Here is a 22,617-nt window from a genome sequence, read left to right as displayed (position 1 = left end):
TGCAACAGCCCGATGGTGGAGAATTGCCGGACCAAGCCAAACAATACGAACAGCGATGGTAGACGTTTTCGAATAATTTCCCATTTCGAGATAAACCGGCTATCGACTTGACGAACTGGCGCCTTCAACGAAACGGGTCTTGAGTGGAAAAGTGAGATGCAGGATTTGCTGGTAACTTGGTTTGGCGCCACCGGTGCAACCGTCGTGCGCTACGCCCTAGCCCTCGCCGTGGTGATCGGGCTGCTGCTGCTGCTCCGCTGGGTTCTCCGGACCTATGCGACCGGCGGCCAGCTATCGATCGGCCGCGGCCGCCAGAACCGGCTGACGATCGTCGAGCAGGTCGCCCTGGACCAGCGCCGGCGCCTCCTGCTCGTCCGGCGCGACGGCGTCGAGCACCTGATTCTGGTGGGCGGCGGCAACGACCTCGTGGTCGAGCCGACCATCATCCGCGGCGTGCCGGTCGGCAGCCTCGGACGGGCAACCCGTCCGGCGCCCACCTCGCCGGCCATCGCCGAGGAGGCCGAGCCCCCCGCCGTCGACACGCCGGCAATCGACACGCCCGCCGTCGCGACGCCGTCCTTCGTGCCGGCCGTCGAAACCACCGCCGCGACCGTCCGCCCGGTGCCGCGGCCGGCGCCGGCCGTCGAGCCCCTCCGCCCGGCTTTCCCCTCGCACGTCGCCGGCGAGCATCCCAAGGCGACGTCCATCCAGGCCCGCCTCAACCGCGTGCCGCCCCGCACGCCCGACGCCCCTCGCGCCACGCCGGCGTCGCCCTACATCCCGCCGGAAGCGCATCGCGTCGAGCCGACGGTAGCGCCCATTTCGCCGATCGTGCCCGACAAGCCCGCGACGGACAGGACGGAGCCGGAAGCCCCGCCGGCCGAGCGCAAGGCCGCCGAGCCGCCGCGCGTGGCGCCGGTCGGCGCACCCGCCCCCACCGCTGACGACGGCCCCGGATTCGACGATCTCGCCCGCCAGCTCGACGAAGCGCTGAAGAGCGAAATCGAGGGCATGCAGATCGAGGCCGCCGCGCCGGCGGCCGAGCCGCCCACTCCCGCCGCGCCGGAGCCGGCGCCCAAACCCGAGCCGCCCAAGCCGGCCTCGTCGGCCGCGTCCGCCTGGCTCCGGCCGCGTACCGCCCAGCCGCCCCGGCCGATCGTGCCCCGCGAGCCGGTTGCGCCTCGCGAACCGGCTGCACCGCCGGTGGCCCAGCCGCGTCCGCCGGTGCGGCCGCCCGTCGTCGAGCCCCGGGCAGCCGAACCGCCGGCCGAGCCCGTTGCCGCGCCGGAACCGGTGGCGGCGCCTCGTCCGGCCGCCAAGCCGGCCGACGCGCCGGAGGACGAGGCGCAGAGCGGCGCCGATTTCTCCTCCCTGGAAAACGAAATGGCCCGCCTGCTCGACGAGCTGGCCGGCGATTCCAAGGGAAAACGCTGAACGCTTCGCCGCTTTCGACGGCGGTCGCCTTGAGCCGCCCGCCGGCCGGGGCGACAGTGTCGCGAGAAGCCGGATGATTCGCGTCCGGCCGCGACCGGTATGCGCCGGTCCTCCCGGATGGGCGCGATGGCGACGGACGACGGCAGGACTGACGACAATGGCACCGCGCCTCCGGTGAAGGACCGCCGTGGCGGCGTCGCGCGGTTGCTCCTCGCCCTCCTCTGCCCCTTGCTGCTCGGCCTTGTCTGGCTCGGCCTGTCCGCCGGGCTGGCGCTTGCCCAGGACGTCAGCATTTCGCTCGGCCAGGGCTCGACGCTGACCGAACGCGCCGTCCAGCTCGTCGGCCTGCTCACCGTTCTCAGCCTCGCCCCGTCGATCGTCGTGATGATGACGTCGTTCACGCGCATCGTCGTCGTGCTGTCGCTGCTGCGGTCGGCCATCGGCCTGCAATCGGCGCCGCCCAACGCGGTGATGATCTCGCTGGCGCTGTTTCTCACCGCCTTCATCATGGCGCCGACCTTCCAGGAGGCCTACACCAACGGCATCGAGCCGGTGGTCAACAACCAGATCGAGCTGACCGAGGGCTTTACCCGCACCATGCAGCCGATGCGCGCCTTCATGCTGGCGCATACCCGCGAGGCCGACCTGCGGCTGTTCGTCGATCTCGCCGGCCTGCCGCAGCCGGAAAGCCAGGCCGACCTCGAGACGCGCATCGTCATTCCGGCCTTCATGATCTCCGAGCTGCGCCGTGCCTTCGAGATCGGCTTCCTGATCTACCTGCCCTTCCTGATCATCGACATGGTGGTGTCGTCGATCCTGATGGCCATGGGCATGATGATGCTGCCGCCGCAGGTGGTGTCGCTGCCGTTCAAGCTGATCTTCTTCGTGCTGGTCGACGGCTGGGCGCTGCTCGCCGGCAGCCTGGTGCGAAGCTACGCCAGTTGACCTTGACTCAGCCGGCGCTGGTCGTGCCGCCGGCATCGGCCGACGCGTTGGACTCGGCGGGCCTCGGCGCGATGGCGCCCTCGGCGGGCGCGACCATCTCCGGCTTGTCGCCGGTTTCGACGTCGAGGTAGCGCTTGCGGTAGTCGGCGAGGAAACTGCGCATGGTGTCGGCGTCGGCGATCGACTTGACGACGCTCTGGAAGTCGCTGCCGCTCGCCACGATCGGGCCGGTCACCGCGTCGAAGGCCGAGCCGTTGGCGGTCGGCGCCATCTTACCGGTATATTTGGAGCGCAGCCGGTCGACGCTCATGCGGTCGCCGGCCAATGTATAGGCGATGCCGGCCTTGAGCACGGCCAGTTGCTCGCTGTCGCTGAGCGGCATCGCGTCGGTCCAGCGGCCGCCGAGCATCCGCTCGTAGGCGGTCCCTGCCTCGGCGTAACGGTCGGCCGACCACAGGATGTCGGCCCTGAGGCGGCCGATCTCGACGCCGTCGAGCGGCTGCAGCACCTCGAGCGCGCCGTCGGGATTGCCCGACTCGGCCATGGCCTTGGCCTCGACGGTGCGCCGCTGCCGCTCGATCGCCACCGGCAGCGACGCCTGCCGGGTGGTCGACAGCGTGAACATCGCCTTGTCCGGCCGGTGGTCGAGCAGATAGACGAGGGCGAGGTCGGCGGCCACCTGGGCGCGGGAGGCGCCGCGCAGCCGGTTCTTCACCTGATAGTCGAGCAACGACGCCGCCTGCGGCAGCAGGTCGACGTCGACGAGGCGATCGGCGAGCTTGCGCACCATGGCGTCGCCCCGGCGGCCGCTCGGCGTCAGCTCGCGATAGTCGTAGTAGAGCGACAGCGCCTGCACCGGGCTGAGATCGGAATTCTTCCTGTCGAGGAACACCTGCGAGAAGGCCGTCTGCATCTCGTCGGTCATCTGCCGCGAGGTACTGGAGTTCGGGTTGACCTGCTCGGCGACGCGCATCACCTCGAAGGCGCGCCGGTAGTTGCCGCGCTCGATCGAATACTGGCCGAGCAGGCGCAGCGTCTTCAGCTCCAGCTCGTCGCCGCGCCAGGCGACGGCCAGTTGCTCCAGCCGGTCGATCCCCTGATCGAGGGTGATCAGGCCCTCGCGCCGCTGCAACTGCACCAGACGGTAGGTGGCCTCGGCGGCGACCGGTCCCTGGTCTTCGCGCACGATGTTGGAGAGCAGCGTCACGGCGTCCATGGCGTGGCCGGCCGCGTCGCGCGCCAGGGCGTTGAGAAGATCGAGCCGGGCGCGCTCGTTGGGGCTGAGGCTGCTCGGGTCGAGCTTTGCCAGGAGGTCGCGCGCCGTGGTGTAGTCCTTGAGGTCGATCGCCGAGGCGACGTGGCTCAACGCATAGCGCTGCTGGATGATCGGCGGAAAGCTGCCGATCACCGCGTCGCCCTTGGCGAACTCGGCCACGGCATCCTCGTGCCGGCCGAGATCGCTGAGCGCCATCGCCTTCCACACCGACGCGTCGGGACTGTCGTCGAAATCGCGGCGGTCCAGAAGCTTCAGCGTCTGCTCCGGCCGGTAGGTGAAGTATTCGCCGCCCGCCCTCAGCGCGGCCATGCGGCCCGAAGCGGTCTCTTCCGGCGCCAGCTTGCCGACGAGGTCGAGCATGCCGGTGGTCTCCGGGCCGAGCCCCTCGGCCAAGGCCAGCGTCGCCGTCTTGTACCAGAAATTGATTCTCTCCGGCATGTCGCGCGCCTGGGTGATCGCCGTCATCAGCTTCTGGCGGGCGTTCAGATAGCCGGCGACGTCGGCGTCGCGCACGTCGCCGAAATCGATGACCGCCTCCTTGCGGGCGACCGACGACCCGAGCGCGGCCGGCAGGTCGAACAGCGTCGCCTTCTTCTCCTCGGCCAGCGTCGACACGGCGAGCCCGCCGGGCCGGCTGACCGACACCAGGATGCCGTCGGAGGTCACCGCGAGATCGTCGACCTTCGGCAGCAGGGCGAGGCCATGGATCGAGGCCAGCGCGTCGAGCTCGGCGAAGGCGTGCGACTTGACGAGGCCGCGCGCCTGGCCCTTGCCGGTCACCACGATGACCGCGTCCTCGCTCTGCGGATCGGTCAGCCTGTGGATGCGGGACACCGGGCCGAAGGGAATGTCGAGCGACTTGGACCCGTCCGGATGGACCTGGCGGCCTATCGACAAGGGCCGCGTCGGATCGGTGACCATCTCGCCGATCGTCACCACCCACTTGGGGCCATCCGGGTTCAGGGTCGACACGAAGCGGTCGGTCATCTCGATACGGATGAGCTGGGCGCCGTCGAGCGCCGTCGGCTCGATTCTCCGGGCAAATCCGACGAAGGCGTCCTGCAATGTGGCGGCGTCGATCGGCGCCGCGTCGTCGAACACCATCCAGAGCGTATTGTCGCGCATGAACAGCGCCGCGCCGACTTCCGTCTTGTAGGGGAAGGTGATGTGGACGGCCTGGCCGACGCGCTCGGACTCGACGCGGATGACGCCGTCGACCAGCGCCCGCGCCACGGCGTTTTCCGGCAGTTCGGCGATGTCGGTCTGCGGCTTGCCGCTTGGCGGGACGATCTCCGGCCGTGCCGGCGCGGCCTCGGCCGCCTGCTCCGGCCGGGGCGGCGCAGCGGCGGCGCCGGCCACCGGGGCGGCCGGATCGGCGGCGGCCGCCGGCGCATCGACATGGGGCGCCGCATTGCCATCGGCCGGCATGGCGGCCGCGCTGGACGCCGCCGGGGCCGCCTGACCGGCAACCGGCGCGGCGTGATCGACGGGCGGCTGGGCGGCGGCCGTTGCCGGCGCATCGTGTCCACCGGCGCTCACCGCCTGCGTCGCGCCGGCCGGAACGGCCGGCAGCGGCGAGACGGCCGCCTGCAGCGCGCGATCGAGCGGCGTCATGGCGGCCGGATTGTCGGGGCCGCGCACGTCGACGACGTAGCTGTCGCCGTCCTTGTAGGCGCGGACGTCGGCGACGTTGTCGACCAGCACATGGACGGTGAGGCCCTGCTCGCCCTGCTCGGCCGTGATGTCGTTGACGAAGGGTGGCGGCGCGGCGCGGATCGCCGTCAGGTCGGGCGTCGCCATCCGGTTGAAGCGCAGATCGACGCCGAGGTCGGTGCGCCGGAAGTCGACGTCGAACGGCACGTTCCACTTGAAGCTCAGGCGGCTGAAGGTCGGCGCCCGCGCCGCCGACACATCGATCCGGATCGGCTTTTCGGTCTCGGCGATCAGCCGCTGCGCCGCCTCGGCCGCCTTGGCCATTTCGTCGGCCTTCTTGGCGAGCGCCGTCACCACCTCGTCGGGCAGGCGCGGCGGCTCGCCTTTCCAGCTACCCGGCAGGAAGTCGACGAACAGTTGCGGCCCCGCCTCCATCACGTTGACCTTGACCGAGCGGGCCAGCGCCATGCGGACGCCGAGACCATCCGGATCGGTGCGCACGATCAGCACGTAGTCGGCGAGCCGGGTCACTGCCGCCTCGGCATCGAGGCTTACCGGCTGGTCGAACTGGATGACCAGCACGCCGCTGTCCGACGTCACCTTGTGCGGCGGCAGAAGGTTGAGCTTGGGAAAGGTCAGGACCATGCGGCCGAAATCGGGACCGGAGCGGAAGTCGACGGTGACCGGCTCGGCGGTCTGCTGGGCCTCGGCGACGCCCGGCGTGGCGATCGTCGCAAGGCACAGGGTCGCGACGACGGCCACACGACGGACCGACGACCGAACACGCAACGCCGCCTCACGCACCAACCGGGCAAAACGCATGAACACACCCCGACGACGCCGAAACAGGCCGGCGCCCCGCAAGCCTAGGGGGCATGCGCTTAATTTGCCGTTACTTCCGCTTGGAAAACAGCCGGATTTTCAAGGAAATTCCCCGCCGTCGGCCGCGGCTCACTGCCCGGACGGCGCCGGCATGATCTGCGGCAGTTGCGAGATGTCGGCCGGCGCGGCCCCGCCGTCTTCCGGCGTCGGCCCCAGCGTGGGCGCCACCTGTTCCACCTGGACGACCACCCGCTTCTGCGCCTGCTGGGCGCCGACCATCAGGCCGGTGATGCGGCTGGCCTTGTCGGGATCCATGGCGGCGACGATCGGCGACAGCTTGCGCGGATTCATGTGGCCGGCCAGCTCCAGCAGCGTGCCGGTATCGAGCTTGTCGAACACGGCGGCGGCGGCCTTCGGCTTCATCCCCTCGTAGAGCGATACCAGGGCCGCCAGTTGCTCGTTCACCGCCGGCGCAGCCCCGGCGGCCGGGGCGGCAGGCGGAGCGGCGGACGCCGCCGCTGGCGCGGAGGGAGATTCGGATGCCGGCGCCGGAGCGGGCGCGGCCGGGGCGCCGCTGCCACCGGTCACGCCGAGCTGGGACTCGATGGACTGCAACTGGTTCAGACGGTCGTTGAGACGCTTTTCCGCCGCTTCGAGCAGCTTGGCCCGCAGGTCGAGATCCTGCGCCCGCTTGTCGAGCTCGTCGCGCCGCACGGCGAGGCCTTCGAGAATCGCCCGCTCCGACGAACCGATCGGCGCCGAATACTCCTTCGGCCGCTCGGTATAGACGTCGCTCTCCGGCTTGGCGCCATGCCCGCCCCCGGCCGGCTTGGCGTGGGGATCGGCGGCGGGAGCCGCCTCGTGGCTGTCGCCCTCCGCAGGCTTGGCGTCGACCGGCGCGGCATCGGGAGCCGCGTCTTCGGCCGGTTTCGCGTCGGTCGGGGCGGCTCCATGGGAGGCGTCCGCCGCCGGCGCCGCCTCGTGCGCGCCATCGGCCGGCGCCTCGCCATGGCCGCCGCCATGCTCGGCCGCCGCCTTGTCCTGCTCGGCTTTCAGCTTCTTGTATTCGTCGGCGAGGTCGATGGGCGCCGTCAGGCGGTCGACCGCCGAGGTGTCCGCCCCGGCGGCCGGCTGGGCCGCCGCCTCGCCGTGATCCGCCGCCGCGCCGCCCGCGGCCGCCGCCGCCCGCGGCCCCACCGCCAACGGCTCCACTCCCATCACGAAGCCGAGCACCTTCACGGCGAGCAACGCCGAAACGGCAATCAGCACCAGCGGGAGCAGGCGGATCCTTTTCACGCAGCGGCCTCCCGCTTGCCGCGCCGGAGCGCCGACAGACGTTCCGCCGCCGCTTCGGCCGCCGCCTTGAGATTGCGTGCCGTGCTCTCGCGCGCCATCGGCTCCGGCTCGACATCGCCCACCGGCGCGACGACGCCGCTGCGCGCCGCGCCGACGATGGCGCCGATCCGCTTGACGATCTCGTTGCCGGCGGTGAGCCGCTGGTCGAGATCGCCGAGCAGCGTCTCGGCGGCCAGCATGCGGCCGCCCAGCGCCCGCTCGCACTCGGAAGCCGTCGCCTTCAGGCCGAGGATCGCCCGCTCGGCGATCTCGGTGGCGGTGATCAGCTCGGAGATGGTGGCGCGCAGCACCTCCTCGTCGGCCCTGAGACGCGTCAGGCGGCGGTTGAGGATGGCGCAATAGACGATGGTGAGCGCAAGCAGGATGGCAACGACGATCTCGATCGCCACGCCGAGATTGAGACCGGAGGTCATGTGTTCTGCATCTCCTTCTGAACCGCGCGCTCGAAGGCCGCCAGCGTCATGCGCGGCCGCTTCAGGTTCCTGTTGATCTTCACCGACACCTTGTCGCCGAGCCGGCCGATGTTGCCGGAGGAGATGTGGACGTCGCCGCACTTGATGGCCACCGGATCCTCGGGCGACACGCCGAACAGCAGGGTCTGGCCCACCTCGAGGTCCATCACCATCGAGAGCGGCAGCTCTTCCTCCACCAGCACGGCGTCGACCTCGATGTCGGCGTTGTAGATCTCGGTGGCGAGGTGGCCTTCCCAGATGTTGTCGCGGCCGAACTTCTCGCCCATGATCATCTGCAGCAGAAGGTTGCGGATGGGCTCGATGGTGGCATAGGGCAGCAGCATCTCGACGATGCCGCCGCGATCCTCCATGTCGACGCGGAACTGGATGAGGATGCAGGCGTTGGCCGGCCGCGAGATCGGCGCGAAGCGCGGGTTGGTCTCCAGGCGCTCCAGCGTGAAGTTGATCTGGGTCAGCGGCGCGAACGCCTTCTCGCAGTCGGCCAGCAGCAGGTCGATCATGCGGCGGACGAGATTCATCTCGATGGTGGTGTAGGGCCGCCCCTCGACCCGGATCGCCGAGGTGCCGCGGCCGCCGCCGAGCAGCACGTCGATGATCGAGTAGATCAGCGAGGAATCGACCGTCATCAGGCCGTAGTTGTCCCACTGCTCGGCCTTGACCACGGCCAGGATAGCCGGCAGCGGGATGGAATTGAGATAGTCGCCGAAGCGCACCGACGAGATGCCGTCGAGCGACACTTCGACGTTGTCGGAGGTGAAGTTCCTGAGCGTCGTCGTCGTCTCCCGCACGAAGCGGTCGAAGACGATTTCCAGCATCGGCAGGCGCTCGTAGGAGACGAGCGCCGAGTTGACCAGCGAACGGATGCCGCTCTGATCGCTGGAGACATGGTCCTCGACGTTGAAGCCGAGGAGATTGTCGATTTCCTCCTGGTTGAGCACGCGGTCGGCGCCGCGGCTCGACGCGTCGAGCTCGGCGTCGTTGTCGTCGATCATCGCCGCCCACTGGGCGGCCACCGCGTCGGCGTTCTCGACGCCCTGCTCCTCGAGGGCGGCGCCCCACTCGGCGGCGAGGTCGTCCATATCGTCGCCGCTGTCGGCCCGCTGCTCGGCCAGCGCCGCGCCCCAGTCCGCAGAGAGATCGTCGTCCTCGCCCGCCATGCCAGACATCCTTATTGCACGATGACGTTCTTGAAGAGCACGTCGTCGACGCGGGCCGGATAGACCGCGATGTTGACGCGCCGCTGCAGCTCTTCCTTGAGGCGGAACAGGCCGGCCGACCCCTGCAGGTCGGAGGCCCGGAGCTCGCGCATGTAGGTCTGGAAGGCATCGAGCACGCGCGGCAGGTTGGGCTTGATCACATCCAGCATCCTGTCGTCGCTGACCTCGAGGGCGATCTCCATCTTGACGAAGGTCGGCCGCTCGTCGGCCGTGGAGAGGTTGAGGATCATCATCGGCAGGTCGTAGTAGTAGGCGTGCGGCTGGGACGCCGCCTCGACCGCCGCGACGTCGCTCACCGCGGGCGTCGCCGGTGTGCCGCCCGTCAGGAAGAAGGCCGCGCCGCCGCCGACCAGCAGCACCGCCACGGCGCCGCCGCCAATCATGATCAGCTTCTTCTTCGAGGAGGAGCCGCCGGCCTCGCCGCCTTCCTGTTCGACGTCTGTTTTCGGGGTCTTGGCCATGCCTCTGGCGCCTGCTCCGGAATCGGGGAAGCCGAGCGCCTCCGCCGGAAAGCTATGGGTCGGCCCCTCATCGGCGACAACGATTCTTTGCCGGCGCCCACAGCCCTTTCATTGATGGCCAGGATAGTTAACGATTGGTTGATAATTGGTTAACGCCCCGGCAAATCTTGCCGCCCCTCGACTGCCGGCCGGCAAGAAACGCCGGCCACAGCCGGCGGGTCATATCCGTCAATCCATTGTTTTATAAAGATTATCCAATTGGCACGTTCCCTGCGATACCCGTTTCGGGCAGCGACGCTGGGGAGCGTGACGCCGTCCGATTGGGACTTGGGAACGATTTGCCATGCAGAATGCAACTCTGGTGGCGCTGTCGGGTCAGGTTGCGCTGAGGCGCAAGCTGGACGTCATCGCCAACAACGTGGCCAACATGGACACCGCCGGCTTCAAGCGCGTTTCGCTCGACTTCGAGGAAACGACCATGCCGAAGGCGTCGGCGACGCTTTTTCCCCGCCGCGACCGCGACAACCGCTTCGTCCGCGAGCTCGCCACCGTGCACGACTTCTCGGCCGGATCGATCGAGATGACCGGCAACGACCTCGACGTGGCGATCGAGGGCGAGAACGGCTTCTTCGCCGTGGGGACGCCGGCCGGCGAGCGCTACACCCGCGCCGGCGATTTCGCCATCGACAGCACCGGCCGCCTGGTGACCGCCGACGGCAAGCCGGTGCTCGGCGACGGCGGCGAAATCACCTTCGAGCCCGAGGAGACCAACATCTCCATCGCCCACGACGGCACGATCTCCACCAGCGCCGGCCTGAAGGGCAAGCTCCGCATCGCCGAGTTCCCCGACACCACGGTGCTCTCCAAGGACGGCGAGAACCTCTATTCGGCCAGCGCGGTGCCCCAGGCGCCCGCCTTCGTCCGCGTCCGCCAGGGCGCCCTCGAGAAATCCAACGTCTCGGGCGTCCAGGAACTCACCGCCATGCTGGACGTCCAGCGCGCCTACGAGCGCATCTCCAACATGGTCAAGCAGCAGAACGACCTCAGCTCCAGGGCGATCGAGCGCCTCGGCTCGGTCAACGCGTGACTGAAAAACAAGAATTTGGAGCTCTTGCTCCGAGGAGCGACCGCACATGAAAGCCCTGACCATCGCCGCCACCGGCATGAAGGCCCAGGAGACCAACGTCTCCGTCATCTCCAACAACATCGCCAACATGCGCACCACCGGCTACAAGAGCCAGCGCGCCAACTTCCAGGACCTGCTCTACCAGACGCTGCGCCGCCAGGGCTCGACCACGTCGGACGCCAACACCCAGGTGCCGGCCGGCGTGCAGCTCGGCTCGGGCGTCCGCGTCGTCGCCACGCCGCGCAACATGACGCAGGGCGACCCCGAGGCCACCGGCAACGACAAGGATCTCACCATCCGCGGCGAGGGCTTCTTCCAGATCGATCTGCCCGACGGCCGCACCGCCTATACCCGCGACGGCTCCTTCGAGCTCGACAGCACCGGCACGCTGGTGACCGCCGACGGCTATACCGTGCTGCCGGCCATCACCGTGCCGCAGAACGCCAGCGACCTCACCATCTCCAACACCGGCCAGGTGCAGGCCAAGATCGGCAACGCCACCACCGCGACGGTGCTCGGCCAGATCGAGCTCGCCCGCTTCGTCAACAAGAACGGCCTCGAGCCGATGGGCGACAACCTGTTCCTCGAGACGGCGTCGAGCGGCACCGCCCAGACCGGCAACCCCGGCGACGCCGGCTACGGCACGCTGCTGCAGGGCTACCTCGAATCCTCCAACGTCGAGGCGGTGAACGAGCTGTCGTCGCTGATCTCGGCGCAGCGGGCCTACGAGATGAACTCCCGCATCATCACCGCCGCCGACGAGATGTCCCAGACGACGTCCAGCCTGGGCAAGTGAGCATGACCATGATGCGCACCCTCCTCCGGATCGTCCTCGCCGCGGCCCTCGCCAGCCTGGCGGCCGGCTTCATCGCCACCCACCAGGCGTCCGCCGCCGAGCTCAGGCAGCGCGTCGAGATCGACGGCGCCGTCGTCACGCTCGGCGACCTGTTCGACGGCGCCGGCGATCTGGCCGGCCGCGCCGTGTTCCGGGCGCCGGACCTCGGCGTCACCGGCGCCCTGCCGGCCGCCGAGGCGGTCAAGGCCGCCGTCGCCGCCGGCCTCGCCGTCGACCGCCTGCCGGCCTTCGGCAGCGTCAGCGTCGTCCGCCGCGCCACCATGGTCGACGCCGCCGCCATCAAGGCGCTGATCGCCGACGCCGCCGCCACCCGCCTGGGCGTGGCGGTCGACAACATCGACGTCGCCGTCGACGCTCCCCTTGCGCCGGTTGCCGCCGCGGCCACCGCCGCCACGCCGGCCACCCTCTCCAACTTCGTCCTCCAGCCGGAATCCGGCCGCTTCAACGCCATGGTCGCCATCGACCTCGGCGGGGAAGACAGGACGCTGTCGGTCGGCGGCCGTGCCGTCGAGACCATGGCCGTGCCGGTGCTGAGCCGGCCGATCGACCGCCGCGACGTCATCCACGCCTCCGACGTCACGATCGTCCGCATCGACAAGCGGCGCGTGCCCGGCTCGGCCGTCATCGACACGAGCGACCTCGTCGACATGGCCGCCAAGCGCCCCCTCCGGGCCGGCGAGATCATCGCCCCCGCCGATATCGAACCACCCCGCGTCATCCTGCGCGGCGACCTCGTCACGCTGCAGTATTCGCGCCCCGGCCTGACGCTCAGCGCCCGCGGCCGCGCCCTCGGCGACGGCGCCCGGGGCGACCTCGTCTCCGTGCTCAACGAGCAGTCCAAGCGCACCATCCAGGGCGTCGTCACCGGAGCCGGCATCGTTGAAGTGACCGCGTCGAGCGGGCCGTCCGTCGTCAAGACGGCGATGAACTGAGGATCACAAGATGCGTTTCCCCACCGGCCTCGCCATCGCCCTCCTCGGCATCGGCCTTTCCGCCTGCGGCAGCACCATCGATCGCCTGTCGCAGGTCGGTCAGACCCCCAAGCTGTCGGCCATCGAAAACCCCACCGCCCAGGCCGGCTACAAGCCGGTGCAGATGCCGATGCCCACCGTGCAGCCGATCGCCTACAGCCCCAATTCGCTGTGGCAGTCCGGCTCGCGCACCTTCTTCAAGGACCAGCGGGCCCGCAACGTCGGCGATATCCTCACCGTCAAGGTGGCGATCTCCGACAAGGCGGCCTTCGACAACTCCTCGGAGCGGAAGCGCACGTCGAGCGACTCGACCGGCGTCGGCGGTGCGCTCGGTACCGCCATCGACACCATCGCCCTGCCGGCCGGCATGGCGGCCAGCGACCTCGCATCGACCACCGGCGCCTCCTCCTACAAGGGCGAAGGCACCATTGACCGATCGGAAAGCCTCTCCACCAATGTCGCCGCCGTGGTGACCCAGCTCCTGCCCAACGGCAACCTCGTCATCGAGGGCCGCCAGGAGGTGCGCGTCAACTACGAGATCCGCGAGCTGGTGGTGGCCGGCGTCGTCCGGCCCGAGGACATCGCCGCCGACAACACCATCGAGAGCACCAAGATCGCCGAGGCTCGCATCTCCTACGGCGGCCGCGGCCAGATCTCCGACGTGCAGCAGCCGCGCACCGGTCAGCAGGTGCTCGATATCCTGCTGCCGTTCTGACGGCACAAGGATCGGCTCGCGCTCCCCAAGCATCCCAAGCGAGCCGTATCGCCGAAGGGCCGCTCCCCAACTGGCCCGAGGCGATCCCGCCGGCCCCTTCCCCAAGTTCCGGGCCGGCTTTCCCGAGCGGCGCGACCTCCCTTCCCAAGTCATCGCGGAGGTCGCGCCCAGGCGAATCATCCGATCGGGATAACGAAAAGGGGCGCCTTGCGGGCGCCCCTCATCACGTTCAGGCAAAGGCGGCTCTGTCACTCGTCGCGATAGACCTTCTCGCGCCGCTCGTGCCGCTCCTGCGCCTCGATCGACAGAGTGGCGATCGGCCGGGCGTCGAGACGCTTCAGCGAGATCGGCTCGCCGGTCTCCTCGCAATAGCCGTAGGAGCCGTCCTCGATCCGCTTGATGGCCGCCTCGATCTTGGAGATCAGCTTGCGCTGGCGGTCGCGCGCCCTGAGCTCGATCGAGCGGTCGGTTTCCGACGACGCCCGGTCGGCGATGTCGGGAAGGTTGGTGTTTTCGTTCTGAAGGTTCTGGAGGGTCTCCTTGCTTTCGCGCAGGATGTCCTCTTTCCACTGGAGCAGTTTGCGCCGGAAGTATTCGCGCTGGCGGTCATTCATGAACGGCTCGTCGTCGGACGGCCGGTAGTCATCGGCAAGCTCAATCGACATCGACGGTCCTCACACACCACGAAGGCGGGCGGAATATAGCTATCCCACCCTCGCCCGACAACGGCAAATGCAAGAAAATCACCAAACCTTGTAGGGTCGGCATTTACCAATACATATCAATCGATTAAGCCATCTTTTGCCGCTCCGGCGGCCGGCGGGGGCGCTCAACCGCGGAAGTAGCCGAGCTTGGCGAGCTCCACTTCCGCCCTCAGCGCGATGTCCTCCATGAGGCCGTCGAGCCGCGGATCGCCGGTCGGTTCCGCCTCGTCGAGCAGGCCGAGGATGCGGGCGATCGCCTCGCCCGACATCTGCCCCGACAAGAGGCCGATTCGGATCTCGTCGAGCCGGTCCAGCAGGTCGCGCCCCCTTTTGACCGCCTTGCGCTTCTTGCGCGGCGCGTCGGCGTCGACCGCCTGCAGGGCGATCAGCGCGTCGAGCCCGGCGAGCGCGTGGGTCGCGGTGGCGGTGGCGGTCTTCGGCGCGCCGCCCTCGCCTTCGGACGGCAGCGCGAAGCCCGTTCCATCGGTTCGCTTGGTCGGCGATCCCGAGGAGACGCCCCCGAGGCGGTTCGGACCCTGAATGCGCATCGCTCGTTCCCTGAAGCTGACCCGGCAGTTTCGACACGGCAAGGTTACCGCTTCCCCGCCCACCCGGCAAGAAATGCCGCCCATAAAGCGCGAGTTCGGATCGAGGATGCGGACAAAATCAAAATAAGTGCTTTATTTCAAACAGTTAAAAATGGTTCCTATTTATGCCAGTTTGGCATGCCGATTGCGAAAACGTCCTCGGGAAGCCGTGTCGGGAAACACGGGGATGATGACAATGCGGACTAGGATTCTCGGCGCGCTTGGCGCCCTCATGCTCATCCTGATGGGCGCCGAAGCGGCGGTCGCCGCCTCGCGCATCAAGGATATCGTCGACGTCGAGGGCGTTCGCGAGAACCAGCTCATCGGCTACGGTCTCGTCGTCGGCCTGCAAGGCACCGGCGACAGCCTCAACAACTCGCCTTTCACCAAGCAGAGCTTGCAGGCGATGCTCGAGCGGCTCGGCGTCAACGTGCGCGATTCCACCATGCGCACCGCCAACACCGCCGCCGTCATGGTCACCGCCAAGCTGCCGGCCTTCGCCGCCCAGGGCACCGCCATCGACGTGTCGGTCAGCGCGCTCGGCGACGCCAAGAACCTGCAGGGCGGCCAGCTTCTGGTGACGCCGCTGATGGGCGCCGACGGCGAGGTCTACGCCATCGCCCAGGGCGCGATCGCCGTCGGCGGCTTCGACATCCAGGGCGAGGCGGCCAAGATTTCCCGCGGCGTGCCGACGCAGGGTCGCATCAGCAACGGCGCCGTCATCGAACGCGAGCTGCAATTCAAGCTGGCCGACCTCGGCACCGTCCGCCTGTCGCTGCGCAACCCCGACTTCACCACCTCGCGCCGCATCGCTCTCGCCATCAACGACCTCTACGGCTCGCCGGTGGCCGAGCCGACCGACCCGTCGACCGTCCGCCTGTCGATGCCCCCCAAGTTCCGGGGCAACATCGTCGACCTCCTGACCGACGTCGAGCAGTTGATCGTCGAGCCCGACCTGCCGGCCAAGGTGGTGGTCGACGAGGCGACCGGCATCATCGTCATGGGCCAGGAAGTGCGCGTGTCGACGGTGGCCGTCGCCCAGGGCAACCTGACGGTGATGATCACCGAGAACCCGCAGGTGTCGCAGCCACAGCCGTTTGCCAACGGCCAGACCGTGGTGACGCCGCAGACGCAGATCCAGGTGGCCGACGGCAAGGAGCACCAGTTGGCGGTCGTCCGCTCCGGCGTGACGCTGCAGGAACTGGTCGACGGGCTCAACGCCCTCGGCCTCGGCCCGCGCGACCTCATTTCCATCCTGCAGGCGATCAAGGCGGCCGGCGCGCTGCAAGCCGACGTGGAGGTGATGTAATGGAGACCGACAGCCTCTCCTCGGTCACGTCCACCTTCGCCTCCAAGGCCTACGCCGGCATGAACAAGGATGCCGTCGCCAAGAAGGCGCACGCCGTCGCCGCCGATTTCGAGTCCGTCTACGTCGCCGACGCCTTCAAGGCGATGTTCAAGGACGTCTCCGTCGACCCGCTCAACGGCAAGTCGGACAATTCCAACGAGACCTGGCGCGACATGCTGATCGACCAGTATGCCAAGGATTTCGTCGGCAAGGGCGGCATCGGCCTCGCCGACGGCATCGCCGCCGAACTCATCAAGATACAGGAAGGGCACGCGGGATGAGCGTAGCGCTACAGGACAACCGTCCCAAGCTCGTCACGAGCCCGGAGATCGCCGGCAAGCTGGTCGAAAAACTCGGCCATGCCATGGAAGACCTTCTGGTGCTGCTGCGCGCGGAGACGGCGCTGGTCAAGGCCGGCAAGCTTCAGCAGGCCGGCGAGCTCGCCATGGACAAGGAAGACAAGGCTGCCCTCTACACCCGCCTGATGCTGGCCGCCCGCGACGAGATCGACACGCTCAAGGCCTTCGTGCCGGCCGAGACGGCGGCGCTGCTCAAGCGCCACGAGCTGTTCCGTTCGGAAGTGCAGATCAACCTCGCCGTGCTCGACACCGCCCGCGACGTCGCCGAGGACATCCTGCGCACGGTGGCGCACGAGGTCGGCCGGGGCGAGGCGCCCGCCGTCTATGGCCGCAGCGGCCATGCCCAGGCCGCCCATGCCATGGGCGCCCGCGGCGTCGCCATCAACCGCAGCCTCTGACCGCGACGGCCCTCCGGTCGGCTGACGCGAACGGCCGAAGCGGCCGCGCAAGCCGCCAGGCGGGGCTCCGGCGGGAGCGCTAAGCGGCAATACTTATTGTCAATATTTCCAAGGCCGGATGTCGGCCTCCTTCGCTCTTTTTTAAGACTCGTGGCCTTATCTGAAGCGGCCGGAGGAGCGACAGGCAGACTCTCCATACAATCGACCAACCGAGAACCAGCGGAAAACGCCGGATCGCTAAAACTTTAACTATTCCGTAAACGCTGCCTTCAATCGTCGATGCTAGCGTCCTTTTCGGGCGAACCCCCAGGGATTCGCGGGAAAAGGACATGGGTCATGGATATCGGCAGCGTGAGACCGGTGATATCCGGCATGAACGCGCCGGTGCCGAGAGCGCCGGCGGCGGCGGACCAGGCGGCGAGCACCGACCTGCCCGTCGGATCGGCGGTCGCACGATCCGACGAGACGGCCTACGCCGGCAACGACAGGCGCGGCGGCTCGGACCAGTCGAACGTCTATTCCCTCAACCTGCGCTCCACGGTCACCGTCGACGAGGACGCCGACATGATCGTCTATCGCCGGATCGACGAGACGACCGGCGACGTCATCGACCAGATACCCGACGAAAGCCGCCTGCGCATGCGGGCGATGATCAACGCCTGGACCGAAGCCATGCACGGATCGACCGGTTCGGCGAGCACCCTCGTCTGACGGCCATGGCCTTTGCGGGCTCAGGAAGCCCGCCGGCCGCTGCATGTGCGCGGAGTAGCCCTGAGACGACAAAAGGCGCCGGTCGGGCGCCTTTTCGCTTTTCGGGGATCCGAACGGCCTGCCTATTCCTCGTCGCCCTGCCCGCGCAGCCCCTGGGCCAGCGACCGGTTGATGGTGATCAGCGCCGACAGTTTCTCGGGCGACGGATCGTCCATGATCTCCAGCGTCCGCTTCAGCACGAACACGGTGAGGTTGCCGATGTTTTCCTTGAGCTCCGCCGGCAGCGGATTGCTGTCCTCGGTGGCCGAGGTGCCGAGGATCGTCCAGAGCTTGCGGTTGAGCGTCAAAGCCTCGGCCACGGCCTCGGCATCATAGGACCAGTTGTCCTTGAAGGACTGCAACTGGGCCGCCGCCTTGAGCAACAGGTGAGCTTCCAGTTGGCGCGGCCCCAAGGTTGTCTGGACCCGCTGGTAAGCCGACGCTCCGTAACCATTCATCGAACAAACACTCCCCGGTGCTTTCCAACCCGTCGCCCGATGCAGCCTCGGGCCCGTTGTCGTTCTTCCGGTCAGGGGGACCGATTACCGATACAACTAAACACCCAGCACGGTTAACAACAGGTTTCTTCAAAGAAATCAGCAACCGGATTGAGTTAACAATACGGAACTCAACCAGAGCCGGAAACAAAAGCCAGAGCATCGGACCGAAAAGTGGATCCACTTTTCGGCCAAATCCGATGCGCAAACAAAAGACCGGAGCGGCAGCCCGGATATATCCGGTCGCCCGCCGCTCCAAGAGAACAACCACAAAGAAAAGGCGGGCCAAACGGCCCGCCCCTGCACTTTCCGTTACCGGGCAGTCGTCGTCAGCGGAGGAGCTGGAGCACGTTCTGGTCGGCCTGGTTGGCCATGGACAGCGAGGAGGTCGCCAGCGACTGGCGGGTCTGCAGCGCCACCATGTTGGCCGCTTCCTCGTTCATGTCGGCCAGCGTCAGGTTGCTGGCGCCGCCCTGCAAGGTGTTCATCATGTTCTTGGTGAAGTTCTGGCGGTTCTCCACCACCGACAGGTTCGAGCCGAAGGTCGAAGCCTGCGACCGGACGGCGTTGATCGCCGTCTTCACCTTGTCGAGGATCGCGTCGATGCTGGTGTCGGCATCGAGGTCCTGCTCCAGCACCGTCGTCGGCACGCCGAGACTGTTGGAATCCACCGACTTGCCGTCCTTGGCGATGATGTCGATCGCCGAGGTGCCGGTCTCGTTGAAGGTGATGGTCAGCTTGTCGCCGCGCAGGATGTTGATGCCGTTGAACGAGGCGTCGTCGGCGATCTTGTCGAGCTGGTCGCGCAGTTCGTTGAACTGGCCGGCGAGATCGGCGCGAACCGTGTTGCCGCCGATCGAGGCGGCGGTTGTCGAAACCGCGTCGATCAGGCCGGACGAGCTGACGCCGTCGATGTCGAGCTGCTGCGTCGACAGGTTCTGGATGCGCAGCTTGCCGTTGTCGTTGGACGCCTTGATCTTGCTGGACAGCGACGAATTGCTGTTGATCTCGTTGACGAGGTCGTCCGTCGTCTTGGCCAGATGGATGGAGGTGTCCTCGGCTCCCGTCACGCCGACCGAGGCGGCCGTCGCGCCGAACAGGTCGATCGCGCCCTGGCCGGTGATCTTCAGCGTGCCGGCACTGGTGCTGATGGCCTCGAACTTCAGCGAGCCGCTGTCGTTCTTGACCTTGAACTTGGAACCGGCATTGCCGAGCTGGACGTTGATCGCCGACACCAGCGCGTCGACATTCGCCGTGGTCTCGGCGGGGGTGGACCAGGCCGTGTTATTGAGGTCGGCCTGCCCGATGGAGACATCGACGCCGTTGATGTTGAAGGTCGTCTTGCCGTCCGACCCTTGCGCATTGGTCGTCGTCTGCGCCGCCGTCGCACCGAACACCTCGGCGCCGGTCAAGGTCAGAGCCTTGTCTTCCGCCGAAGTCGCGGTCACCACGAGCTTGTCGCCGGTCACCGTCACGGCCAGCTTTCCCTTGAGCTTGGCGTCGGCGGCGATCTTGGCGTTCATCTCGTCCGCCACGGCCTGGCTGTCGGCCAGGGTGGCACCGGTCGTATAGGTCAGCGTGTCGTCACCATACTTGATGGTGACCGATTTGCCCTGCGCGGCGGTCAGGTCGGTGCCTGTGAGCGTAACGCCACCGGTAACCGTCGATTTCGCCTCGGTCAGAACACCCTTCAGATTCTCCATGGTGTCCGCCGTCGTCAGCGACTGCGCCGAGTCGGTCATCAGCTTGACGCTGCCGGCACCGCTGGTTCCGAACGCCCCGCCCGAGAAGCTGATCTTCGCATTGACGTCGCTGATGGTGCTAAGCGTGTAGGACGCCGTTTCGAACGACTTGTCCTGGCGCGCCTGGCGCAGCGTCGACTGCATCGATTCCAGCGTCTTGGTGATCGACGTCAGGCCGTTGTCGGCCGCCTCCAGCGTCTTGACGCCGTTGTTCATCGAGTCGAGCAGCGCATCGAGCTCGCCGGCGCGCGCATTCAGCGACGATGCCGTGAAGAAGTTGGTCGGGTTGTCGAGAGCGGTATTGACCTTGTTGCCGGTCGCTAGGCGATTCTGCGTCGTCGCCATCAGCTTGGCGGTGTTCTGCAGAGACAGAAGGTTCTGGCGCACGGCCTTGGTCAGATTAATGTCGCTCATTTCTGCATCCCACTTCCTTGGGCTGACGGGTTTCTTTCATCCCGAAAACGAACCGGACCTGACGGTCGACCTGCGATGCATGGCGGACGCGGCGGTACCTTCGTCTCGGAATTAACACCCGACATGGTTAACAAAAAGTTTCCGAATGCCGTTTTGCAACGAAGCGGAATTAATCCGGATAAACTCTTGTTAATTCTGGAAAACGGCATGTGTCAGGACGAGACGACGAGCGCTCATTGTTTCCGCGTGCATCCGGCTGTCCCGGAGACAGGCCGCGACGCGCCGCCAAGGACACAAGCGGTCATAACGCTTTGATTTTGCTTGGATCGGCGCCATCCGGCGCCAAGCAACCTGTGGATCGGCCGGGAAAAGCCCACGTAGCTCGACGCGCAGACTGCATATTGTTGAAAGACGAAAAGAACTCGTTAAGAAATCATGCATGCATCAATGCGAAGGGGGCGGACCTTCTGGTCCGCCCCCTCGTATTTCGTCTGATTCGGCCCGACTGGCCTCAGCGGAGAAGCTGAAGCACGTTCTGGTCGGCCGAGTTGGCCATGGACAGCGAGGACGTCGCCAGCGACTGGCGGGTCTGCAGCGCCACCATGTTGGCCGCTTCCTCGTTCATGTCGGCGAGCGTCAGGTTGCCGGCGCCCGTCTGCAGGGTGTTCATCATCGAGGTGGTGAAGTTCTGGCGGTTCTCGACGACCGACAGGTTCGAGCCGAAGGCCGAAGACTGCGACCGGACGCTGTTCAGCGCCGTCTTCACCTTGGACAGGATGCCGTCGATGGTGGTGTCGGAGTCCAGATCCTTGGCTTCGACGGTCGTCGGCACGCCGAGGTTGGTCGAGTCGACGGACTTGCCATCCTTGGCGAGAATGGCGATCGACGAGGTGTCGGTCTCGTTGAAGGTGATCGTCAGCTTGTCGCCGCGCAGCAGGTTGATACCGTTGAACGAGGCGTCGTCGGCCAGCTTGTCGAGCTGGTCGCGCAGTTCGTTGAACTGGTTGGCCAGATCCGAACGGACGGTGTTGCCGCCGATCTTCGCCTGGCCCTGCGACACGTCGTCGATGAGACCGGACGAGCTGATGCCGTCGATGTTCAGATCCTGCGTCGACAGGTTCTGGATACGCAGCTTGCCGCCGTCGTTCGAGGCCTTGATCTTCGTCGAAAGCGTCGAGTTGTTGTTGATCTCGTTGACGAGGTCATCGACGGTCTTGACGAGGTTGACCGTGGTATCGTCGGTGCCGGAGACGCCATCGGTCGCCGAGGTGGCCCCGAACAGCGTCTTCGCGCCTTCGCCGGTGATCTTCAGGGCGCCGGCGCTGGTGCTGTCGGCCTGGATCTTGAGCTTGTCGGCATCGGTGCCGGTACCCACCACGGCCTTGAACTTCGAGCCGGCATTGCCGAGCTGGACGTTGATGGCCTTGACGACGTTTTCCATCGTCGCGCCTGCGACGTTGGTGGCGCCCGCATTGACCAGATCAGCCCCCGACAGCTTGACCTCGACACCATTCACGCTGAAGGCCGAAGCCTTGCCGTCCGAGCCCTTGACCGTGCCCGAAGTGACCTGGGCGGGGGTACCGAACAGGAAAGCGGCGGCGCCCGCCGTTCCGTTGTCGGCAACGGTGATGGTGTCATCGGTGGCGGTAGCGGCTTCGAGCTTCACCTTGCCGCCGTCAGCGCTGGCCGTGATCTTGCCATTGAAATCGGTGCTGGCTGCGAACGCATCGTTCAGCGCGTCGACGACGTCGTCCACGGTGCCGCCGGTCGTCGGCAGGCCCGAGAAGTCGACCTTGAGCGTCTTGCCGCCGAAGGTAACGTCAAGCGACTTGGAGTTCAAAGTCGTGTAGTCGGTGAAGGCCGTCGTCGTGCCGGTCAGGCTCGCCTTGGTCTCGGTGAGCTCTCCCTTGATCGCCGTCAGCTGATCGGCAGCGGCGCCGGTGGCCACCTTCGACTGAGCCGAACCAGTCAGCAGATTGACGCTGCCCGCGCCGGTGCCGAAGGCGCCGCCGGAGAAGCTGATCTTGGACGTGGAGGTCAGGCTAGAGCTGTCGGCGGCCATGGTGTAGGAGGCGGTCTCGAAGGACTTGTCCTGACGGGCCTGGCGCAGCGTCGACTGCATAGACTCGAGGGTCTTGGTGATCGAGGTCAGGCCGTTGTCGGCGGCTTCGATCGTCTTGATGCCGCTCTTCATCGAATCCATCAGGTTGCCGAGGTCGCTGGCGCGCGAATTCAGCGAGGACGCGGTGAAGAAGTTCGAGGGATTGTCGAGAGCGGAGTTGACCTTGTTGCCGGTAGACAGCTTGTTCTGCGTCTTCGCCATCATCGAGGCGGTGCCCTGCAGCGAGAGCAGGTTCTGGCGGACGGCGGCGGTCAGATTGATATCGGACATTTTTACATCCCATTCCTTGGGTGAACTCATCTTCCCCATTCTGAGGAAGTGGGCAGACCCTAGCGCCGAGGTGTTGCGGAGCCGTTAATGGCTTGGTGCAAATGCCATCTTTGTAGGCACT

The 22,617-nt window shown here is 67.1% G+C and carries 20 protein-coding genes; 10 read left to right on the top strand and 10 right to left on the bottom strand.

What is annotated here, in order from left to right:
• Positions 1–156 precede the first annotated feature (156 nt).
• Entirely contained in the window at positions 157–1,434 is a 1,278-nt protein-coding gene (locus CJ014_RS28275) for a flagellar biosynthetic protein FliO (protein ID WP_100078734.1), read from the top strand.
• A gap of 126 nt (positions 1,435–1,560) precedes the next feature.
• The gene (fliP, locus tag CJ014_RS01420; protein WP_100078733.1) at positions 1,561–2,379 is read left to right on the top strand and encodes a flagellar type III secretion system pore protein FliP; all 819 of its coding nucleotides are present in this window, start codon (positions 1,561–1,563) and stop codon (positions 2,377–2,379) included.
• Positions 2,380–2,386: 7 nt separating this feature from the next.
• Here fliP and CJ014_RS01415 read toward each other — a convergent pair whose 3' ends face one another.
• The 5 genes from CJ014_RS01415 to CJ014_RS01395 all read right to left on the bottom strand — a co-directional run bounded on the left by CJ014_RS01415 (position 2,387) and on the right by CJ014_RS01395 (position 9,637).
• Positions 2,387–6,130, bottom strand: a complete 3,744-nt coding sequence (locus CJ014_RS01415) for a tetratricopeptide repeat protein (protein WP_133121794.1) — start codon at positions 6,128–6,130, stop codon at positions 2,387–2,389.
• Between the two features lie 129 nt (positions 6,131–6,259).
• Positions 6,260–7,426: a MotE family protein gene (locus CJ014_RS27325; RefSeq protein WP_118847906.1), complete on the bottom strand. Its 1,167-nt coding sequence runs from the start codon at positions 7,424–7,426 to the stop codon at positions 6,260–6,262.
• Positions 7,423–7,899 carry a DUF6468 domain-containing protein gene (locus tag CJ014_RS01405; RefSeq protein ID WP_100078731.1) on the bottom strand — a complete coding sequence of 159 codons (477 nt, stop codon included), beginning with the start codon at positions 7,897–7,899 and terminating at the stop codon, positions 7,423–7,425. The genes CJ014_RS27325 and CJ014_RS01405 overlap by 4 nt, the downstream gene beginning before the upstream one ends.
• Complete coding sequence (fliM, locus tag CJ014_RS01400; protein WP_100078730.1) at positions 7,896–9,116, bottom strand: flagellar motor switch protein FliM; 1,221 nt, start codon at positions 9,114–9,116, stop codon at positions 7,896–7,898. The genes CJ014_RS01405 and fliM overlap by 4 nt, the downstream gene beginning before the upstream one ends.
• An 11-nt stretch (positions 9,117–9,127) precedes the next feature.
• Entirely contained in the window at positions 9,128–9,637 is a 510-nt protein-coding gene (locus CJ014_RS01395; protein ID WP_100078729.1) for a flagellar basal body-associated FliL family protein, read from the bottom strand.
• Between the two features lie 343 nt (positions 9,638–9,980).
• Here CJ014_RS01395 and flgF point away from each other — a divergent pair, with 343 nt between their 5' ends.
• The 4 genes from flgF to flgH are packed head-to-tail and all read left to right on the top strand — an operon-like array spanning position 9,981 to position 13,305.
• Entirely contained in the window at positions 9,981–10,724 is a 744-nt protein-coding gene (flgF, locus tag CJ014_RS01390; RefSeq protein WP_100078728.1) for a flagellar basal-body rod protein FlgF, read from the top strand.
• A gap of 46 nt (positions 10,725–10,770) precedes the next feature.
• Positions 10,771–11,559 (top strand): flagellar basal-body rod protein FlgG, encoded by a 789-nt coding sequence (gene flgG / locus CJ014_RS01385; RefSeq protein ID WP_100078727.1) that lies wholly within the window; start codon positions 10,771–10,773, stop codon positions 11,557–11,559.
• An 8-nt stretch (positions 11,560–11,567) separates the two neighbouring features.
• Positions 11,568–12,551, top strand: coding sequence for a flagellar basal body P-ring formation chaperone FlgA (gene flgA, locus CJ014_RS01380; RefSeq protein ID WP_165790709.1), 984 nt, complete (start codon positions 11,568–11,570; stop codon positions 12,549–12,551).
• A gap of 10 nt (positions 12,552–12,561) precedes the next feature.
• Entirely contained in the window at positions 12,562–13,305 is a 744-nt protein-coding gene (gene flgH / locus CJ014_RS01375) for a flagellar basal body L-ring protein FlgH (protein ID WP_100078725.1), read from the top strand.
• Between the two features lie 248 nt (positions 13,306–13,553).
• Here flgH and dksA read toward each other — a convergent pair whose 3' ends face one another.
• Together dksA and CJ014_RS01365 are read right to left on the bottom strand one after the other, a co-directional pair.
• A complete protein-coding gene (gene dksA / locus CJ014_RS01370) occupies positions 13,554–13,970 on the bottom strand; it encodes an RNA polymerase-binding protein DksA (RefSeq protein ID WP_100078724.1) in 417 nt (138 codons plus the stop codon).
• 164 nt (positions 13,971–14,134) lie between these two features.
• A complete protein-coding gene (locus CJ014_RS01365; RefSeq protein WP_165790708.1) occupies positions 14,135–14,557 on the bottom strand; it encodes a flagellar assembly protein FliX in 423 nt (140 codons plus the stop codon).
• 235 nt (positions 14,558–14,792) lie between these two features.
• On the opposite strand from CJ014_RS01365, the gene CJ014_RS01360 reads away from it, so the two are divergent.
• The 4 genes from CJ014_RS01360 (at position 14,793) to CJ014_RS01345 (ending at position 17,412) form a co-directional block, all read left to right on the top strand.
• Positions 14,793–15,905, top strand: coding sequence for a flagellar basal body P-ring protein FlgI (locus CJ014_RS01360; protein ID WP_245426951.1), 1,113 nt, complete (start codon positions 14,793–14,795; stop codon positions 15,903–15,905).
• Complete coding sequence (locus tag CJ014_RS01355) at positions 15,905–16,225, top strand: rod-binding protein (RefSeq protein ID WP_100078722.1); 321 nt, start codon at positions 15,905–15,907, stop codon at positions 16,223–16,225. Before CJ014_RS01360 ends, CJ014_RS01355 begins: the two co-directional genes overlap by 1 nt.
• The gene (locus tag CJ014_RS01350) at positions 16,222–16,701 is read left to right on the top strand and encodes a flagellar protein FlgN (RefSeq protein WP_100078721.1); all 480 of its coding nucleotides are present in this window, start codon (positions 16,222–16,224) and stop codon (positions 16,699–16,701) included. The genes CJ014_RS01355 and CJ014_RS01350 overlap by 4 nt, the downstream gene beginning before the upstream one ends.
• A gap of 336 nt (positions 16,702–17,037) precedes the next feature.
• The gene (locus CJ014_RS01345; protein ID WP_100078720.1) at positions 17,038–17,412 is read left to right on the top strand and encodes a FlaG family protein; all 375 of its coding nucleotides are present in this window, start codon (positions 17,038–17,040) and stop codon (positions 17,410–17,412) included.
• A 122-nt stretch (positions 17,413–17,534) separates the two neighbouring features.
• Here CJ014_RS01345 and flaF read toward each other — a convergent pair whose 3' ends face one another.
• The 3 genes from flaF to CJ014_RS01330 form a co-directional block, all read right to left on the bottom strand.
• On the bottom strand, positions 17,535–17,909 hold the full coding sequence (flaF, locus tag CJ014_RS01340) for a flagellar biosynthesis regulator FlaF (RefSeq protein WP_100078719.1): 375 nt from the start codon (positions 17,907–17,909) through the stop codon (positions 17,535–17,537).
• 368 nt (positions 17,910–18,277) lie between these two features.
• Entirely contained in the window at positions 18,278–20,104 is a 1,827-nt protein-coding gene (locus tag CJ014_RS01335; protein ID WP_100078718.1) for a flagellin N-terminal helical domain-containing protein, read from the bottom strand.
• Positions 20,105–20,615: 511 nt separating this feature from the next.
• Positions 20,616–22,496, bottom strand: coding sequence for a flagellin N-terminal helical domain-containing protein (locus CJ014_RS01330; RefSeq protein ID WP_165790707.1), 1,881 nt, complete (start codon positions 22,494–22,496; stop codon positions 20,616–20,618).
• Positions 22,497–22,617 lie beyond the last annotated feature (121 nt).

It is taken from the genome of Pleomorphomonas carboxyditropha, from assembly GCF_002770725.1.
GTDB classification, from domain to species: Bacteria; Pseudomonadota; Alphaproteobacteria; order Rhizobiales; family Pleomorphomonadaceae; genus Pleomorphomonas; species Pleomorphomonas carboxyditropha.
The sequence above is the reverse complement of the archived record's forward strand: the minus strand, read 5'-3'. Positions and strand labels throughout refer to the sequence as shown.

Coding starts and splice junctions, on each gene's coding strand:
- CJ014_RS28275 (WP_100078734.1), top strand. CDS start 157: ATGCAGGATTTGCTGGTAACTTGGTTTGGCGCCACCGGTGCAACCGTC.
- fliP (WP_100078733.1), top strand. CDS start 1,561: ATGGCGACGGACGACGGCAGGACTGACGACAATGGCACCGCGCCTCCG.
- CJ014_RS01415 (WP_133121794.1), bottom strand. CDS start 6,130: ATGCGTTTTGCCCGGTTGGTGCGTGAGGCGGCGTTGCGTGTTCGGTCG.
- CJ014_RS01405 (WP_100078731.1), bottom strand. CDS start 7,899: ATGACCTCCGGTCTCAATCTCGGCGTGGCGATCGAGATCGTCGTTGCC.
- fliM (WP_100078730.1), bottom strand. CDS start 9,116: ATGGCGGGCGAGGACGACGATCTCTCTGCGGACTGGGGCGCGGCGCTG.
- CJ014_RS01395 (WP_100078729.1), bottom strand. CDS start 9,637: ATGGCCAAGACCCCGAAAACAGACGTCGAACAGGAAGGCGGCGAGGCC.
- flgF (WP_100078728.1), top strand. CDS start 9,981: ATGCAGAATGCAACTCTGGTGGCGCTGTCGGGTCAGGTTGCGCTGAGG.
- flgG (WP_100078727.1), top strand. CDS start 10,771: ATGAAAGCCCTGACCATCGCCGCCACCGGCATGAAGGCCCAGGAGACC.
- flgA (WP_165790709.1), top strand. CDS start 11,568: ATGATGCGCACCCTCCTCCGGATCGTCCTCGCCGCGGCCCTCGCCAGC.
- flgH (WP_100078725.1), top strand. CDS start 12,562: ATGCGTTTCCCCACCGGCCTCGCCATCGCCCTCCTCGGCATCGGCCTT.
- dksA (WP_100078724.1), bottom strand. CDS start 13,970: ATGTCGATTGAGCTTGCCGATGACTACCGGCCGTCCGACGACGAGCCG.
- CJ014_RS01365 (WP_165790708.1), bottom strand. CDS start 14,557: ATGCGCATTCAGGGTCCGAACCGCCTCGGGGGCGTCTCCTCGGGATCG.
- CJ014_RS01360 (WP_245426951.1), top strand. CDS start 14,793: ATGCGGACTAGGATTCTCGGCGCGCTTGGCGCCCTCATGCTCATCCTG.
- CJ014_RS01355 (WP_100078722.1), top strand. CDS start 15,905: ATGGAGACCGACAGCCTCTCCTCGGTCACGTCCACCTTCGCCTCCAAG.
- CJ014_RS01350 (WP_100078721.1), top strand. CDS start 16,222: ATGAGCGTAGCGCTACAGGACAACCGTCCCAAGCTCGTCACGAGCCCG.
- CJ014_RS01345 (WP_100078720.1), top strand. CDS start 17,038: ATGGATATCGGCAGCGTGAGACCGGTGATATCCGGCATGAACGCGCCG.
- flaF (WP_100078719.1), bottom strand. CDS start 17,909: ATGAATGGTTACGGAGCGTCGGCTTACCAGCGGGTCCAGACAACCTTG.
- CJ014_RS01335 (WP_100078718.1), bottom strand. CDS start 20,104: ATGAGCGACATTAATCTGACCAAGGCCGTGCGCCAGAACCTTCTGTCT.
- CJ014_RS01330 (WP_165790707.1), bottom strand. CDS start 22,496: ATGTCCGATATCAATCTGACCGCCGCCGTCCGCCAGAACCTGCTCTCG.